Annotated in this window: 16 protein-coding genes and 1 riboswitch; of the genes, 5 read left to right on the top strand and 11 right to left on the bottom strand. The window is 44.8% G+C overall.

Going from position 1 to position 15,154, the window contains the following annotated elements; all coding sequences use genetic code 11:
- Positions 1-42: 42 nt before the first annotated feature.
- The gene (locus MKY28_RS08790) at positions 43-531 is read right to left on the bottom strand and encodes a GNAT family N-acetyltransferase (RefSeq protein WP_340935677.1); all 489 of its coding nucleotides are present in this window, start codon (positions 529-531) and stop codon (positions 43-45) included.
- Positions 532-724: 193 nt separating this feature from the next.
- Between MKY28_RS08790 and xerS the strand changes: the two genes are divergently transcribed.
- Positions 725-1,816: a tyrosine recombinase XerS gene (xerS, locus tag MKY28_RS08785; RefSeq protein WP_340935675.1), complete on the top strand. Its 1,092-nt coding sequence runs from the start codon at positions 725-727 to the stop codon at positions 1,814-1,816.
- A gap of 226 nt (positions 1,817-2,042) precedes the next feature.
- Here the strand turns inward: xerS and mobB are convergent, their stop codons facing one another.
- A complete protein-coding gene (gene mobB / locus MKY28_RS08780) occupies positions 2,043-2,597 on the bottom strand; it encodes a molybdopterin-guanine dinucleotide biosynthesis protein B (protein WP_340935673.1) in 555 nt (184 codons plus the stop codon).
- 6 nt (positions 2,598-2,603) lie between these two features.
- Positions 2,604-3,893, bottom strand: a complete 1,290-nt coding sequence (locus MKY28_RS08775) for a molybdopterin molybdotransferase MoeA (RefSeq protein ID WP_340937872.1) — start codon at positions 3,891-3,893, stop codon at positions 2,604-2,606.
- 200 nt (positions 3,894-4,093) lie between these two features.
- Here MKY28_RS08775 and MKY28_RS08770 point away from each other — a divergent pair, with 200 nt between their 5' ends.
- Positions 4,094-4,384, top strand: coding sequence for an HNH endonuclease signature motif containing protein (locus MKY28_RS08770; RefSeq protein WP_017688103.1), 291 nt, complete (start codon positions 4,094-4,096; stop codon positions 4,382-4,384).
- A gap of 114 nt (positions 4,385-4,498) precedes the next feature.
- Here MKY28_RS08770 and MKY28_RS08765 read toward each other — a convergent pair whose 3' ends face one another.
- The 5 genes from MKY28_RS08765 to lpdD form a co-directional block, all read right to left on the bottom strand.
- Positions 4,499-5,239, bottom strand: coding sequence for a DUF4247 domain-containing protein (locus tag MKY28_RS08765; protein ID WP_017688102.1), 741 nt, complete (start codon positions 5,237-5,239; stop codon positions 4,499-4,501).
- A gap of 11 nt (positions 5,240-5,250) precedes the next feature.
- Positions 5,251-5,757, bottom strand: a complete 507-nt coding sequence (locus MKY28_RS08760; protein WP_340935671.1) for a DUF4178 domain-containing protein — start codon at positions 5,755-5,757, stop codon at positions 5,251-5,253.
- Positions 5,758-5,780: 23 nt separating this feature from the next.
- Positions 5,781-6,182 (bottom strand): DUF350 domain-containing protein, encoded by a 402-nt coding sequence (locus MKY28_RS08755; RefSeq protein WP_036613690.1) that lies wholly within the window; start codon positions 6,180-6,182, stop codon positions 5,781-5,783.
- A gap of 95 nt (positions 6,183-6,277) precedes the next feature.
- Positions 6,278-6,949: a PspA/IM30 family protein gene (locus MKY28_RS08750; protein WP_076210133.1), complete on the bottom strand. Its 672-nt coding sequence runs from the start codon at positions 6,947-6,949 to the stop codon at positions 6,278-6,280.
- 111 nt (positions 6,950-7,060) lie between these two features.
- Complete coding sequence (gene lpdD, locus MKY28_RS08745) at positions 7,061-7,402, bottom strand: prenylated flavin chaperone LpdD (protein ID WP_340935670.1); 342 nt, start codon at positions 7,400-7,402, stop codon at positions 7,061-7,063.
- Between the two features lie 155 nt (positions 7,403-7,557).
- On the opposite strand from lpdD, the gene MKY28_RS08740 reads away from it, so the two are divergent.
- Positions 7,558-8,349: a polysaccharide deacetylase family protein gene (locus tag MKY28_RS08740; protein ID WP_340935669.1), complete on the top strand. Its 792-nt coding sequence runs from the start codon at positions 7,558-7,560 to the stop codon at positions 8,347-8,349.
- 107 nt (positions 8,350-8,456) lie between these two features.
- Here the strand turns inward: MKY28_RS08740 and MKY28_RS08735 are convergent, their stop codons facing one another.
- The 3 genes from MKY28_RS08735 to MKY28_RS08725 form a co-directional block, all read right to left on the bottom strand.
- Positions 8,457-9,131, bottom strand: coding sequence for a 3D domain-containing protein (locus tag MKY28_RS08735; protein ID WP_340935668.1), 675 nt, complete (start codon positions 9,129-9,131; stop codon positions 8,457-8,459).
- 2 nt (positions 9,132-9,133) lie between these two features.
- Positions 9,134-9,330: riboswitch (cyclic di-AMP (ydaO/yuaA leader) on the bottom strand.
- 218 nt (positions 9,331-9,548) lie between these two features.
- Positions 9,549-10,271, bottom strand: a complete 723-nt coding sequence (locus MKY28_RS08730; RefSeq protein ID WP_036613682.1) for an amino acid ABC transporter ATP-binding protein — start codon at positions 10,269-10,271, stop codon at positions 9,549-9,551.
- Entirely contained in the window at positions 10,258-11,721 is a 1,464-nt protein-coding gene (locus MKY28_RS08725) for an ABC transporter substrate-binding protein/permease (RefSeq protein ID WP_081746001.1), read from the bottom strand. The genes MKY28_RS08730 and MKY28_RS08725 overlap by 14 nt, the downstream gene beginning before the upstream one ends.
- A gap of 183 nt (positions 11,722-11,904) precedes the next feature.
- On the opposite strand from MKY28_RS08725, the gene MKY28_RS08720 reads away from it, so the two are divergent.
- Together MKY28_RS08720 and MKY28_RS08715 are read left to right on the top strand one after the other, a co-directional pair.
- On the top strand, positions 11,905-13,080 hold the full coding sequence (locus MKY28_RS08720) for a M20 family metallopeptidase (protein WP_340935667.1): 1,176 nt from the start codon (positions 11,905-11,907) through the stop codon (positions 13,078-13,080).
- 238 nt (positions 13,081-13,318) lie between these two features.
- Entirely contained in the window at positions 13,319-15,085 is a 1,767-nt protein-coding gene (locus MKY28_RS08715) for an alpha-glycosidase (protein ID WP_340935664.1), read from the top strand.
- Positions 15,086-15,154 lie beyond the last annotated feature (69 nt).

Genomic DNA, 15,154 nt, shown 5'->3' with positions numbered 1-15,154 from the left:
ATCATGCAAATGCTTCTATATGTAGGTAAACCCCGATGGGAATCAGGTTACAAAATACTGGCTTGGATTGCCCAGTTCCGGATGGAACTTTTCTCGAAAGCGGCCTCCGGTATAATCTCCTATAATTTTTCGCCAGAACGCCTGCGCAATGACATTGTTACGAACCTGGGTCACTTTCCATCTTCCTGGAAAACGTTTGAACAGCTCGTATGCTGCCCGAGTGCCCACCCCACTGCGCCGATATTTTTGCATCACAAAAAACTCAGTCAAATAGTAGTCATTATCCTTACTACCAGGCTCCAATTTCTCCACCAGAGCAAACCCTGCAGGTGCCCCATCACTTGTAATCAAAAAAGGAAACTTGCGGTCCTTTTCTGCCCAGAATGCCTCCAGACCGGGATATTCCGGAAAAATGCCGTTACTGTCCACATCAATATTCAGGTATTTGGTAAAATCATATAAATAAAATTGCATTAAATGCCGAATCACCTGACTGTGTTCCCGGGGAACCAGTTCTATTTTCATATTCATCCGGTTCACCTCCTCTGCTTTACGTATACTAATTACTTTAAAGGTTTACGCGCCGAAGGGCAAGGAAGCATACCCTACTTACTGCCTGCTTTGGTGAACAAGCTGTGAGCATGTAAATTATGGTACACTAGAGCATAGAATACTATTAAATTGAATATTCATTTTATATGTTTTTCACATGGAGGTGTCGAACTTGACCAACGTGCAAAAAGAGATTGATCGACGCAAGCTGGATGACAAACTACCTTCCATGCCTTGGTTCGTTCAGCAATTCATGGACTACAAGCTGCCTGACCTGTCCCCCTCTACCCTACTCGAATATCTGAGAGATTACGAAGCTTTCTTCGGATGGTTGCGAGCAGAAGGGCTGTCCGAGGCAAGCTCTAATAAAGAAGTTACCTTGACTGAACTGGAAGTCCTTCGCATGGATTCGGTTACCGCCTATCGGTTATTTCTCACAACCAAACGAGAAGGAACCAATTCCAGAATTACCGTCTCTCGCAAACTCTCTTCCCTTCGCTCCCTTTTTCATTACCTGAGCCAAATTGCGGAAGATGAAGACTTTTATCCTTTGCTGAAGCGGAACATTATGGCCAAAATCGAGATCAAGCGTACCCATAAACCCAAGGACACCGCTGCCAAACTCAAAGGTAAAATCCTGGAGGAAGAGGAACTGCTGGAATTTATCGGCTATATCCTTGAAGGTTACGCTGTGGATATGGAGAAGAACAAGCAGGCCCTGTACTCCCATGAAATCAACAAAGAACGGGATGCCTGTATTGCCAGCTTGATTCTCAATTCAGGTTTACGGGTGTCGGAAGTTGTGAACCTGAACGTCGATGATCTCGATCTGAACAACAAACTCCTGTATGTTTATCGCAAAGGTAACAATGATGAGACGTACAAAACTCCCGTTTATTTCAGGGAACAGGCCAAGGACGAACTCGCAACTTATATGAACCTGCGGCAATCACGTTACCGTACGCCCAAGCGGGAGAAAGGTCTGTTCATTGCTTTGCGTAACGGAGATTCAGAAGGCAGTCGAATGACCAAAAGAGCGATCCAGGCCATGATCATGAAATACGCCAAAGGTTTTGGCAAACCATTCTTGACCGTGCACAAATTACGCCATTCATTCGCAACCGACTATTATTTGCAAAATGATATTTACAAAACGAAGGAGCAGCTTGGACACGCTTCTACGGAAACAACCGAGATCTATGCTCACCTTACCGACAAAACGATGTCCGAAGCCATCGAACGTCGTACTGATGACGGGATGTAACATCCCGAACATAATAAAAGCAGCAAGCCACATCAAGGATTTCGATCCGAGAAAGGTCTGCTGCTTTTTTGTTTTTTTTGCATCATTTAAGGAGAAGAGCATAATCAGAAATGATTATAGTTTACATAATAAATATTACGTTGTATTTAAAAAAGAATCAATCACGCTCTGTACATTCAATCATATCCAGCGATCATACTATCCTACTTTTTTAACGTTTTTACGATTAGAGTTCACCATTCTGTCTACACTCGCTCTCAACCATCGCTAACAACGCTTTGGCTATATCCTCCGTTTCATGAACCGAGTACCATGTTATCTCTCTGCTTACGGTGCTCTGCTCAATAAACTGCTCTGAAGGTAACCACGAGATCATACCCACTACCCCTTTAAGCTGATCAACCAAGGTCAGATCTTTCTCTTCTCGAACCATCACAAATTTGGGATAAGAAGCATCCTTGAATCCTTCAACAACAATCCAATCATAACCCGACAGATAGCTCAGCATATCCTCCAGCTTGGTTGCCTGTCGCTCTATAATCGCAGTACGTTTCTCTGACATAACAACCACCGCCGAGGCCCCAGCCTCTCCAAATCGATAAGAATCCGTTCCTTCTTGATCCATCTCAAAATGGTCATGTCCATCATGCTTAATTGCTGCTACTTTAAGTCCCATAGAAGAAAAGTGCCCGATCAACGCGGCTGTCAGGGTTGTCTTACCCGTGTTTTTGTATCCAACAATCTGTATGATATGTGGCTTTGTATCACTGATTGTAGTCATCTACCACTACCTCACATGACCTGAGGGCAGTTTGAGAATACGTACCTGCTCACCCGCAGGAATGCCTTTTTTCTCAGGTGGAACAACAATCAGGCAATCGCTGTCCTTAATGGTGATCATCACACTGGATTCATCTACACGGGCGGCAGCCGGTATTGCGTACACCATGCCGTTGCGGATCTCTGTGCGTCCACGTACGAACCGTGTAAAATTGTTTACTTTGGTGTACTCTTCTTCCAAGATCGCGGTCCATTCTTCCATATAAGGATGAGCATCCGCCTGCATGGAACGTATGGTTGGACGAACAAACAAACCAAAACCTACAAAACAAGCCCCCGGGTTACCCGAAAGCGCAAAAAGCAATTTATCTTTATATATAGCAGCTGTGGTCACACTGCCTGGTCGCATCGTCACTTTGTTAAACAACATCTCCACATGTTCTTCAAGCACAAGTTCACCCATAATATCATAATCCCCAACGGATACACCGCCTGTGGTCACCACGATATCATTATCTTGAATGGCTTCTTCCAGTTTGGCCCTTGCCGTATTCACATCGTCTGCAATAGAACCGTACATCACAGGCTCTGCACCTGCCTCAACAACCAGAGAGCGCAGCATGTAACTGTTGCTGTTCCGAATCCGACCTGGTTGTAATGGCTCATCTACATCAAGCAATTCCGTGCCGGTTGCGAATATCGCCACCTTTGGACGTTGAAATACAGGAACTTCTGCTATGCCAAAAGTAGCTAACACGGACTGCTCTCCTGCCCTGATGATCGTTCCTGCTTCGAGCAATTGCTGTCCCTCTTGGACCTCCAGTCCGATCGGAGTGATGTTAGCACCCGACAATATGTGCCGTTTCAATGCAATCCATTGTTCTCCATCCTCTACCTTGCTCTCGGTCATCTCCATCATGACTACCGCATCCGCACCTTCCGGAACCTGTGCACCGGTCATGATGCGAGCTGTCGTACCTGAAACAATGGTGTGATCCGAGGTGTAGCCGCAAGGAATTTCATCAATGACTCGAAACCAAACTTGATGATCACTCGATGCATCTATAGTATCTGTACTGATAATCGCGAATCCATCCATACCCGATCTCCGGAAGAATGGATACGGATGGGGTGCCTGAATCGTCTCTGCAAGTGTGCGGCCATGAGCAGATTCAAGATGAACTTTCTCTATGGAGCCTACAGTAACTCTTGCAGCTATTTTAGCTTGGGCATCCGGTACCTGTACAGCTGTACGATTGAATTTGGCAGTTGTCATATCATGTGAATGTGAGTTCATTTTCAAAAGTATTCTTACCTCCTAAAGACTATCATCCTTTAAGAAAGTGTAGCCCGAATACTGTAAGATAACAAGTACATCACTTATTGAATCCTGTGATAAAATCTTATTTCTTACAGGTGTAACATTCCTTGACCTATGTTCAACATGAAAGGCATCTTGTCTGCCCATAATATAAGTGACAAAGGGAGGCGATGATCATGAGTAATCGATGTGAATTATGCGGAAGAGAACCTGTGAACACGACCGTTCATCATCTGACACCCAAAGAAATGGGCGGAACATTTCTGCCAACGGCCAACCTGTGCATCCCCTGTCACAAACAGATTCATTCGCTATACACCAATCGCGACATTGTAACCCTTGGTCTCACGGATCTGCAATCCTTGAGACAGGATGAACGAATGATTCCATTTATCCGCTGGATTCGCAAACAGCCTGCTACAACGATTCCCCGCGTACGCAAGTCCAATCATGTTCGCAAATCGTAAACCAAAAAGAACAGTTCCAAGGTAATTGCGCGGATAGTGATAAATCCTTCATACCTTTTCCTGTTCTTTTTGGATTGTACTATATGTTGGGCAGCCAAACTTATAATTGAATCATTATCTACGCCTCTTAATTCGGCCGCCGCCCACTCTGGTTTTTGGTTTTTTATAGGATTTCTTAGGTGAATCAAACAACCCACCACTGCTCTTGTTGCGATCAATGGTTCCCTTGCTCTGATCCTTGTTGCGGTTGAATAATCCTCCGCCAGATCCCACGCTTGAATCTTTATCGCTTCCGCGCCTTGTAATCGTACCTTTCCGATCAACAGTAATAGGTGGAGCAAGCTTCTTGTCATTACTTGTTGGTGCACGATAAGATCCTGCACTCGGTTTATACGTATCTTTATTGGTGTATCCTCGATAGTTGCCATAACCTCGCCCACCAAAAGAATCGAATAGATTACCAATTAATGTAGCGGTGAGGTAACCTTGTAAAAAAGATGAATCGTAGTTCTGCCGAACATATTCCTTGGAGTCCACCTCAACCAATGTATCCTCCGGCTTGTTCGGGTCTTGTTGCAGGTGATAATACTCGTCCTGATACACGAGGAACATACGCTCTGTATTCTCTGCCGAGATCTGATCCGGTTGCCGCTGGTCAGACAATTCCTGAGCCACTTCCGGAACGGTACGGTCCGAAGCCCGGTACACATAGGACGTTGAGTTACCACTGCCGTTAACCGATTCAAGCGGATATGTGTCCTGAACAGAAGGTGCTGCTCCGCACGCGGACAACAGAGACATGACAAGGCTGAGGACCAGCATTAATTTTAATCCATGTGCCAAGCGTTTTTTCATTGGAACCTCTCCTAGCTCGAACGAATCACTTTGATATCCGCAGGAAGAATGGACTCACCCTCATACAGTGTAAATCTTCTGTCTTGCCACTCCACCCGAAGAAGCATATTATCATCCGACTGATACTGCCATACCAATTGTTCTCCAGCCTGGCCATATGGAGTTCTACCTGACGTTGATACCATGCCTCCATACTCTTCCTCCAGATGATATGCGCGTCCATCCAGGTCCAGCAATGTGGGCACCTCATCAGGTGCATCAAGCCTGCCATCAATTGGTGTATATAGGGCGTAACGTGTAAGTTCCCGTTCTTCGATATGCAAATATCGAAATGCGGTACCATCCTGCAGCGTGAGCACAACTGCATTTCGAGCACGATTTTGTACCCGACCAACGACTTCATAAGTGACCAGAGAAACCTCACAGATATCACCAGGTGCAAGCTGAAGCATCGTTTTCTCTGCCTGCGGTGGTTCAGGTTTCGTTAGTATTCCTTTAATTCGTTTCCATACACTCATGAGAATTACTCCTGTTCCTTATCTTATAAACAAGCTGCAATAATCAGTGCGCCCACGATATGTAAAGCGCCAGAGAACAACCCGTACCCTGTCTTCCCTTGCTGAATTCCCGTATCCAGATCCAGATTGGCCCATTTGCGAATCATAAAGTGTACAACACTCTCCAGAATCAACAAAATGATAAAGGATACAACGGAGACCAGCAGTGCTTCTCCCAGGTGACCGGCCGTAGAAATGGACGTAGCGAGTACATATCCTTGTGCAAATAATTTCATAACCATACGTGTAGTAACTGCCATATTGCCGGCCTTAACTTCAGCAAAATCCTTATATTTCGTGAACAGTGAATCAACATACATCAGGACAAACAGCAAAACCGAACCAGATCCGGTCCAGACCAGCATCGCCAAAATGTTCAAATCCATTTACACAGCCCCCACATATCAACATGAACCGCATTTAAAAGCGAAGGAGAAATACTCTTCTCCTCCGCTGGTTAACCTTGCTGACAACCAAGGTATTAGTTCTTATTATCGTACTGTTTCATCAATGCTGCGAGTTCGTCTTCAACAGCCTGATCTTTACCCAACTTCTCGAACTCTTCATCCAAAGATTTTCCTTTGGAAGACATTTCGTTACTTGCTTCGGCCTGTGCTTCCATCTGCATCATTTTCTCTTCCATACGCTTCATACCAGCACTTGCGGTATCAGAGCCAAACCCATTCAACGCTTTGTTGATTTCCGTTTGGGCTTTTGCTGCATTGTAACGGGCTACCAGTGTTTCGCGTTTGTTCTTCATTTGAGTCAGTTGCTTACGCATCTCGTCGAGCTTGCCACGCAGGTTATCTGCAGAAGCCTTGTTTTGATCATAGCTGGTTTTGTACTCAGCCATCTTCTCTTCAGCAGCCTTTTTCTCTTCCAGGGCACGTCGAGCCAAATCCAGATTCTGAGCACGTGCCGCCGTATGCGCCTGCTCTTCACGTTTCTTCACAAGAGCTTCCTGCTCTTCGAATAACTGCTTGAATTTCTTCTCAATGGCGATCTGTTGAGCTACTGCTTTCTCCGCATCTTCCAGATCCTCTTGCATGTCACGGATATATTGGTCCGTCATCTTGATTGGATCTTCCGCCTTGTCAATAATGGCGTTGATGTTAGACATGGTTAGATCACGCAAACGTTTGAAAATGGACATTATGTTATTCCTCCTAGTCGATATTACATCGTATATAAACATACATACGTAATAATCTACAACTCGTTTCAATTTTAGCAAATAAAATCAAAACATTCGATGGTTCTTATGTCAGGAAGATCGTTTATCTTTGTTCAGGTGATCCTCCATCAACCTCTCTGCAGTCTGCACGATTTCGTCGATCTGCATCCGCGTGATGGAGTCAAAATGAATACCCATGATCACCGTAACGGTTACTTTCAGCTGCAGGGCAGCATTTCGGGCAAGCCGCTCACACAGCTCTTGTTCCTTATGCCCAGGAATATGTACCGTCGTCCCGCTGACGCGCTCATGATCCACGTAGAACGTGGCTACGGCGCCAATATGCGCCTTTCCTCCGGTAACAAGAAAAACCTTATCCTCTCCTGCTTCAATCACCTGTAAACGTATGGATTTCAAATCATATGTACTCATATCCTATCCACCTACCCTTTTCTATATGTTTATATATGGAGGAATTATGGCTGTCATGAGCTAAATCCGCAATGAAACTTCTCACACTGCGCATATTTTATGGAACCCCCGGGCATACCAAGGAGAACGTCATTTTGGAAAAGGAGGCCGTTATTATGCGCGTACGCCTCATTATGCTGATGGTTATCGTTATTTTTCTAGGGGGATATCATGCTCCAGTTTCATCGCGGGATGTTTCAAGCCCATCAAGTGAATCAGTATCAGGTTCGGATTCTGCAGAAGAAGAACAACTGACATTGGGACAGTTACGTCAAAAATATGCCGATACGTTCAAAACCAATGGTCCTTCAACCAAGAAGGTTGCACTGACTTTTGATGATGTACCTGATCCACGGTTTACTCCACAAGTGCTGGATGTATTGAAGAAATACAATGTCAGAGCTACATTCTTCATCGTGGGTAGTCGTGCTGAGAAACATCCGGATCTAGTGAAACGCATTGTTAAGGAAGGGCATATGGTTGGTAATCACAGCTACAATCATCCTGAATTCAGTAAGCTGTCGATGAATGCCTTTCGCAAACAAATTTTACATACCGGGGATATTATTCAACGTTTGGCGGGTTATACGCCCAAGATGATTCGGCCACCTTATGGAGACATTAATGAAGAACAGCTGAGATGGGCTGCCAAACAACACTATAGCATTGTGAACTGGAACGTAGACTCCCTGGACTGGAAAGGCCTTTCAAAGGAACAGGTGAAAGATAATATCCTGTCTGCCGTAAAACCCGGCTCCATCGTTCTGCAACATGCTGGAGGCGGTGTAGGGTCAAACCTGAACGGCACGATTGAGGCTTTGCCTGAAATTATTGAGGAACTACGTAATCGGGGATATGAACTGGTCACCTTGGACGAAATGCTGGGATTGCCAAAGGCCAAAGATTAAGATGACCGTGATAGAAATAAATGAGAATATTAAAAGGGTGCTGTTCAATCGCGAATTAGCGACTGGCAGACACCCTGTTTGAATTCATTTAAAATGTTATTTTCTCTCTACTTCAGAATGTACAGCTCGATATCCTGAAATCCAAATGAGCTTACAGACTGTTTGCTACCCGGTATAAAGATATCAATCCGGTGACCTTTGATTGCACCGCCCACATCCCGCGCTGTGGCTACAAAAGCCTGTTTTGGCAATCCTGGATGGCTGTGACCAGTTACCAGTACTTTGGTTCCAAGTGGAATTACACTTGGATCAACTGCAATCGTGCCCAGTTCAAGGTCATTTCCGAAATAATCGACTGCACCCCAGCCTCCATTTTCAGACGGATCTGCAGAGTATGCCGTTGCTTTCACGTTAACGGCTTTGCTGTAATCGAATGTTTTACCCCAGGCTTGAACCACTTTGTTATCTGCGTTAACGTCCAAGCTCGCTGTAGTAACAGTCTTCGCTTGGGTCTTGCTCTCCGTTGCCGCAGCAGCTGCTACATTGTTTGCCTTACCGGGAATCGTAATTTTCAAACCACCATAAATGTTGTAAGGTGAAATGTCGTTGTTTGCTTTAACCAACGTGTTCATTGCTACTCCATATTGTTTTGATAAGGTGTAGAAGGTATCCCCTTCTTTGGCCACATGAACTGAATCGGCGTGAGCCGGAACGGCTTGAATGAGCATTGCTGTTGTCAATAATGCTACTGCTGTTTTGGCTATACGTTTCTTGTTAATCATGGTCTTCCTCCCTCATTGTGCCTGCGAAGTTAGTTGTCGGATTCGGATGAGGAGCCCACCCTATAGGTTCTTCATTACATTTGAAACGTTATGTACCCCTAATTCACCCCAAGCAGTGTGCTGTAGATCTTCCCCCTGCACAATCTGCATCGTTACATCCCCCGCACTCCCTGTCCGGAAGTTTCGGCAGAGTTCAATATATCACAATTTTGTAACCTGAACTTGTAGTAATTCTTACCAAATGGTTTTTAGCATGTAAGCATTTGTAAGAATACTGGTTAATTCAGAAAGTTTGGTTGACCCGATTCCTTTACATTTGGTAACAGAATAGTTACTTTTCCGAATCCATACGTCATTATTATCCATAAAAAATAGCGTTACCGACTCGAAGTCAGTAACGCTATTTGATCACATCGTTTAGAGTACTTTCGCAAGAAAATCACGTGTACGTGAATTTTTGGGTGCTCCAAACACCTCATCAGGTGTTCCCTCTTCCACAATAACCCCGCCATCCATGAACAAGATGCGGTCTCCCACTTCACGTGCGAAACCCATCTCATGGGTTACGATGACCATCGTCATTCCGCCTTCTGCAAGACGTTTCATGACATCCAGCACTTCGCCGACCATCTCAGGATCCAGTGCCGACGTAGGCTCGTCAAACAGCATCACATGCGGCTGCATGGCCAATGCTCTAGCAATGGCGATCCGCTGCTTCTGTCCACCAGACAGCTGATTCGGGAATGTATCTTTTTTATCGTACAAGCCCACGGTGTTAAGCAGATCAGCAGCAATTTTCTCCGCTTCCTGAGTGGATTGTTTCTTCACTTTAATTGGAGCAATCGTGATGTTTTGCTCTACCGTTTTGTGTGGGAACAGGTTGAAGTGCTGGAACACCATGCCCATTTTCTCACGAGTTGCGTTAATGTTATGCTTGGGGTCCGTGATTGACACGCCTTCAAAATCAATCTCTCCTGAGGTAGGCTGTTCCAACAGGTTCAGACAACGTAAGAAAGTACTTTTACCTGAACCGGAAGGGCCGATGACTACAACAACCTCACCTTTGCCAATCGTCACGTTAATGCCCTTAAGCACATCGTTATTACCATAAGATTTGTGTAATTGTCTAACGTCTATCACTTGCACTCAACTTCCTTTCCAGTCGTCCCAGCAGCTTGGACAAAATGAACGTCATTACAAAGTAGATGGCTGCTGCAATCAAAAATGGACTCAAGCCTTGGTACGTAATGTTTTTGACTACACTTGCCTGATACATAATGTCCACCATACCGATAACGGAGATAATGGAGGATTCTTTGATGATGGTTATGAATTCATTACCGATCGCTGGTAATACAGCTTTGAAGGCTTGTGGCAATATGATATAACGCATCGCGGCGCCTCTTCCCATACCTAATGAACGCGCTGCCTCCAACTGACCACGATCCACACCTTGGATACCTGCACGGAAAATCTCCGCCAGATAGGCACCACTATTGATTGAAAGCGTAATGATACCTGCCTGAAGTGCAGTGAAGTTAATGCCAAAGCTCAGAGAAAAACCATAGTAAATAATCATCAATTGTACCAGCATCGGTGTGCCACGGATCACTTCAACGTATGCCGTACCGATCCAGCGCAAGATTGCAGCGTCATGCAAACGGAACAAACAGATGATCAATCCAATAATTACCCCGAAGATAACCCCAAGTGCAGACAACAGAAGTGTGTATCCTACACCTGTAGCATAGAAACTTTTGTACTCCCAGAATACTTGGAAAATATTTTGTGATTTGTTCGCTTTATCCGCCATCAAGAGGCTGGCGTCCGTCACCATCTGATTGATTTTATCTTCGCTTTTCAGTCGCTCCAGTGTTCCATTTACTGCAGCTAGCAGCTCGGTATTACCTTTACGAATCCCGATTGCCGCTTCTGCTTGTTCTTCGTCCGGAACAGCAGCAGCAAGTCCAATGATATCGTCCAGATAACCTGCAGCAACGGTATCTTCAACGATTGCCGCATCAATGCGTTTTGTTTGCAGTTGAAGCACGATATCCGAGATTTTATCCAGCGCAGTAAGCTTCGCTCCTGGAATACTCTGTCCGATCGTTTCCTGAATGGAGCCTTTCTGAACGCCAATCTTCGCATTTTCAAGTTCTGCCATAGTTGGATATTTGTCTTTATCCACATTTCGAACCATAATCACTTGTTTTGATTTATAATAGGTGTCGGAAAAATCGATACTTTTCTTCCGCTCATCCGTCGGCGTCATACCTGAAATCACCAGATCAACACGCCCGCTCTGCAATGAAGGCAGGAGACCGTCGAAGCCCATATCCTCAATCACAAGCTCAGCGCCAAGATCTTTGGCAATCTCTTTGGCGATCTCTATATCGAAGCCAACGATTTCATCTTTGCCATTAATCACTTTATGGAATTCATATGGTGCAAAATCGGCACTTGTACCGAGCACCAGCTTTTTACTGCTTGAATTATCTGTAGTTCCACTTGCAAGTGCCACAGGAACGGCAGTCGTCAGCAGAATAACAAAGGTCAACAGCATCATGGTGTAACGACTTATTAATTTCAACCTTTTTCTCTCCCCTTACAATACTTTGTATGCTTCTCATGTTGATGACTGAGTCATTATAAAGTACAATGCATGATTATGCAATGCATTTTGACATTACAAATCTTGACTTGTTTCTGAAAAAATAAAGCAAACATGATATAATCAATGAATTATTTTCATTTTTGCATAAGGAGTTTACTAATGACAGCTAACAAATCACAAATCCTGAAGGTTATTGATCAATATGCTTCCCGTTTTAAAGCCATTTCATCATATATCGGTGCCAACCCCGAACTGGGAAATGAAGAGTATCTCGCTTCTGCCCGTTTGAAAGAAGAACTGCTCTTCCACGGTTTCACTGTAGAGGCTCCAATCCTCGGTCTGGAGACAGCCTTTATCGGAACCTATTCAGCCGCCACACCCGGCCCTACCATTGCTTTATTGTGCGAATATGACGCCTTGCCGGAGATCGGTCACGCTTGTGGTCACCATCTGATCTGTATGATGAGTCTTGGGGCCGCTGTTGGGCTAAAATCTATTCTGGATGAAGTAGGTGGAACCATTAAAGTGTTTGGTACCCCCGCTGAAGAGACACGTGGTGCCAAAGTTCCGATGGCGGAAGCAGGTTTGTTCGATGACTGTGACGTCGCTCTCATGGCGCATCCATATTATGCCTACGAAAAGTCAGGCAGCTCGCTGGCTATTGATGCTGTGCAATTTGAATTCCATGGCCGATCTTCACATGCTGCTGCAAGTCCGCACGAAGGCATTAATGCTCTTGATGCCGTCATTCAAACGTTCAACGGGATTAATGCATTCCGTCAACAAGTGAAAAGCACCGTTCGGATTCATGGTGTGATCAACAACGGAGGTCAGGCAGCAAATATCATTCCTGACTATGCTTCTGCGCAATTTTATGTACGGGCAGCAACTCGCAAAGAACTGAATATCCTCACAGAACGTGTGATTCAGATCGCTGAAGGTTCTGCTCTCCAGACAGGTGGCAAGCTCGTGACATCCAACTATGAAACGTCCTATGACGAGATGGTTACCAATGAAGCATTCTCAGCTGCGTTTAGTCAAAATCTGATGGAACTTGGGATCCCGCAAGAAGAGATTGTGAGTGGTAATGATCACGGCTCTATGGACATCGGTAACGTTTCCCTGAAATGTCCTGCAATTCATCCCTACATTCGTGTTGTAGACGAAGTGCATACACTGCACTCCATAGCCTTCCGTGACCTTGCACTTCAGGAGCGTGCGCTGGATGGCATGATTCTGGGAGCCAAGGCACTTGCAACAACAGCCTATGACGTACTGAGCCAGCCAGAGCTGCTTCAAACCATCCGCACGGAGTTCGAGCAAGCTATTCGCTAAAATTCACTTTCAACATGTTATATAGGGGTGCCTTGAACAATCTTGAATTCCAAGCTGTTCAGGGCACCCTTTTTTCTAAATTAGCTGTAAGTATATTCAGCACAAAGCTGGAAATGCTGTGAAAGAAACCTTTGAAAACGATGAAAATAATACATTTTATTACAGTAAATGTGATTCATTTGCTGGCTAACTTGGTTAATTATAACTATAACTTATCCTATATTCAGGAGGTGCTGTCATGCTGCTCGAAGCCATGTATCATGTTCCTCGTGACAAATGGGCTTATGCTTATAATTCGTCTACCATACATCTGCGCGTACGAACCAAACGTAATGATGTGCAATACGTGACTGCACTGACCGGAGATAAGTACGATTGGAATGGAACATACAAGGAAATTCAATTGGAGAAGGCTGCTTCGGATAACATGTTTGATTACTGGGAAGCTGCCGTCAAGCCACAATTCAAACGTCTCACTTATATATTTCGGATAACTGCCGGTTCAGAAGATGTTTTTCTTGCGGATAACGGAATTCATTATGAGACCCCCTATCCAACTGGAGGATATTATGAGTTCTCGTATATACATGAAATTGATGTGTTTAAGGTGCCCGAGTGGGCCAAAGAAGCCGTCTTTTATCAGATCATGACGGAACGGTTTGCTAATGGAGACCCCAAGCTGAATCCAATAGAAACGCATGACTGGGGTGGCAAACCTGAGTTAGACAATTATTTTGGTGGAGATCTGCAAGGTGTGCTGGATCATCTGTATGACTTAACTGAACTTGGCGTGAACGCCATTTACTTTACCCCGTTATTCCAGGCCAATTCCTACCACAAATACGACACGATTGATTATAAAAAAGTCGACCCCCATTTCGGTGATAATGCCCTGCTTAAACAATTGACAGAAGAATGTCATCGCCTGGGTATACGTGTCATGCTTGACGCGGTGTTTAACCATTGCAGCGAAGACTTCCCTCCTTTTCAAGACGTTCTCCAGAATGAAAAAAACTCTAAGTATGCCGATTGGTTCCACATCAATGAATATCCGGTTCAGATCAAGGATGGTATACCAACCTACGATACATTTGGGTTCTATGGCAACATGCCCAAGTTCAATACAGCCAACCCTGAGGTTAAGGCATATCTACTTGATGTAGCTGAGTACTGGATCAAGGAAATTAAGCTGGATGGGTGGCGTCTGGATGTAGCAAATGAGGTGGACAACCACTTCTGGCGTGATTTTCGCAAGGTCGTTAAGGCAGCGAACCCTGAAGCCTATATTGTTGGTGAAGTATGGAGCGACTCCTTGACCTGGCTTATGGGAGATCAATTCGATTCCGTCATGAATTATCCATTTGCCGACAAAGTGCTTCAGTTCTTCTGTGGTTCAATGGACGGTTATCATTTTGCCAACGAGATGGGTTCACTGATTATGCGCTATCCGCAACAAACCAATGAAGTGATCTTTAATATGCTGTGCAGCCACGATACCCCACGACTGCTCACCCGGTTAGGAGAAGACAAACGCCGTTTAAAGTTGTCGGTTGTATTTCTTTTCACCTATATCGGTACACCTTGTATCTTCTACGGCGACGAAGTTGGGATTAGTGGTGATGCTGACCCGGATTGTCGAAAATGTATGGAATGGGACCCGGACAAGCAAGACAGAGAATTGTATGATTTCTATAGTCTGATGATCGATCTACGCAAAAGCAATGAAGCCCTGCGCAAAGGACGCTTCCGATTCCTCAAGGCTGATCACAATGATCCCTGTATCGTCTACGAGCGTGTGGATGACAACCTTCACTTTACCGTATGGATGAACAATACACCTCAAGATCGAACGCTCTCTCATCCTATGGAAACAAAAGACTGGAAAGACGCATTAACTGAAGAGCCTGTGTTTCCAACCGATGGAATGATGAATATTAAGCTTGACCCCTATGGGTACCGCATTTTGTATAGACAGCTTGATCCGACAACCATCCAACACTGCTGAGGTTTAAATTCTGAACAGTCATATAAAAGAAAAGAAAAACACTTCCACCGTCTCAGATGATACTTCATT

The sequence above is a fragment of the Paenibacillus sp. FSL R5-0473 genome, assembly GCF_038004565.1.
Lineage (GTDB): Bacteria > Bacillota > Bacilli > Paenibacillales > Paenibacillaceae > Paenibacillus > Paenibacillus amylolyticus.
Note: the sequence above shows the minus strand (reverse complement) of the source record. Positions and strands in the feature narration are given on the sequence as shown.

Excerpts from the sequence above, each read along its gene's own strand:
- MKY28_RS08790 (WP_340935677.1), bottom strand. The coding sequence starts at position 531 with ATGAATATGAAAATAGAACTGGTTCCCCGGGAACACAGTCAGGTGATT.
- mobB (WP_340935673.1), bottom strand. The coding sequence starts at position 2,597 with ATGACTACAATCAGTGATACAAAGCCACATATCATACAGATTGTTGGA.
- MKY28_RS08775 (WP_340937872.1), bottom strand. The coding sequence starts at position 3,893 with ATGAACTCACATTCACATGATATGACAACTGCCAAATTCAATCGTACA.
- MKY28_RS08770 (WP_017688103.1), top strand. The coding sequence starts at position 4,094 with ATGAGTAATCGATGTGAATTATGCGGAAGAGAACCTGTGAACACGACC.
- MKY28_RS08765 (WP_017688102.1), bottom strand. The coding sequence starts at position 5,239 with ATGAAAAAACGCTTGGCACATGGATTAAAATTAATGCTGGTCCTCAGC.
- MKY28_RS08760 (WP_340935671.1), bottom strand. The coding sequence starts at position 5,757 with ATGAGTGTATGGAAACGAATTAAAGGAATACTAACGAAACCTGAACCA.
- MKY28_RS08755 (WP_036613690.1), bottom strand. The coding sequence starts at position 6,182 with ATGGATTTGAACATTTTGGCGATGCTGGTCTGGACCGGATCTGGTTCG.
- MKY28_RS08750 (WP_076210133.1), bottom strand. The coding sequence starts at position 6,949 with ATGTCCATTTTCAAACGTTTGCGTGATCTAACCATGTCTAACATCAAC.
- lpdD (WP_340935670.1), bottom strand. The coding sequence starts at position 7,402 with ATGAGTACATATGATTTGAAATCCATACGTTTACAGGTGATTGAAGCA.
- MKY28_RS08740 (WP_340935669.1), top strand. The coding sequence starts at position 7,558 with ATGCGCGTACGCCTCATTATGCTGATGGTTATCGTTATTTTTCTAGGG.
- MKY28_RS08735 (WP_340935668.1), bottom strand. The coding sequence starts at position 9,131 with ATGATTAACAAGAAACGTATAGCCAAAACAGCAGTAGCATTATTGACA.
- MKY28_RS08720 (WP_340935667.1), top strand. The coding sequence starts at position 11,905 with ATGACAGCTAACAAATCACAAATCCTGAAGGTTATTGATCAATATGCT.
- MKY28_RS08715 (WP_340935664.1), top strand. The coding sequence starts at position 13,319 with ATGCTGCTCGAAGCCATGTATCATGTTCCTCGTGACAAATGGGCTTAT.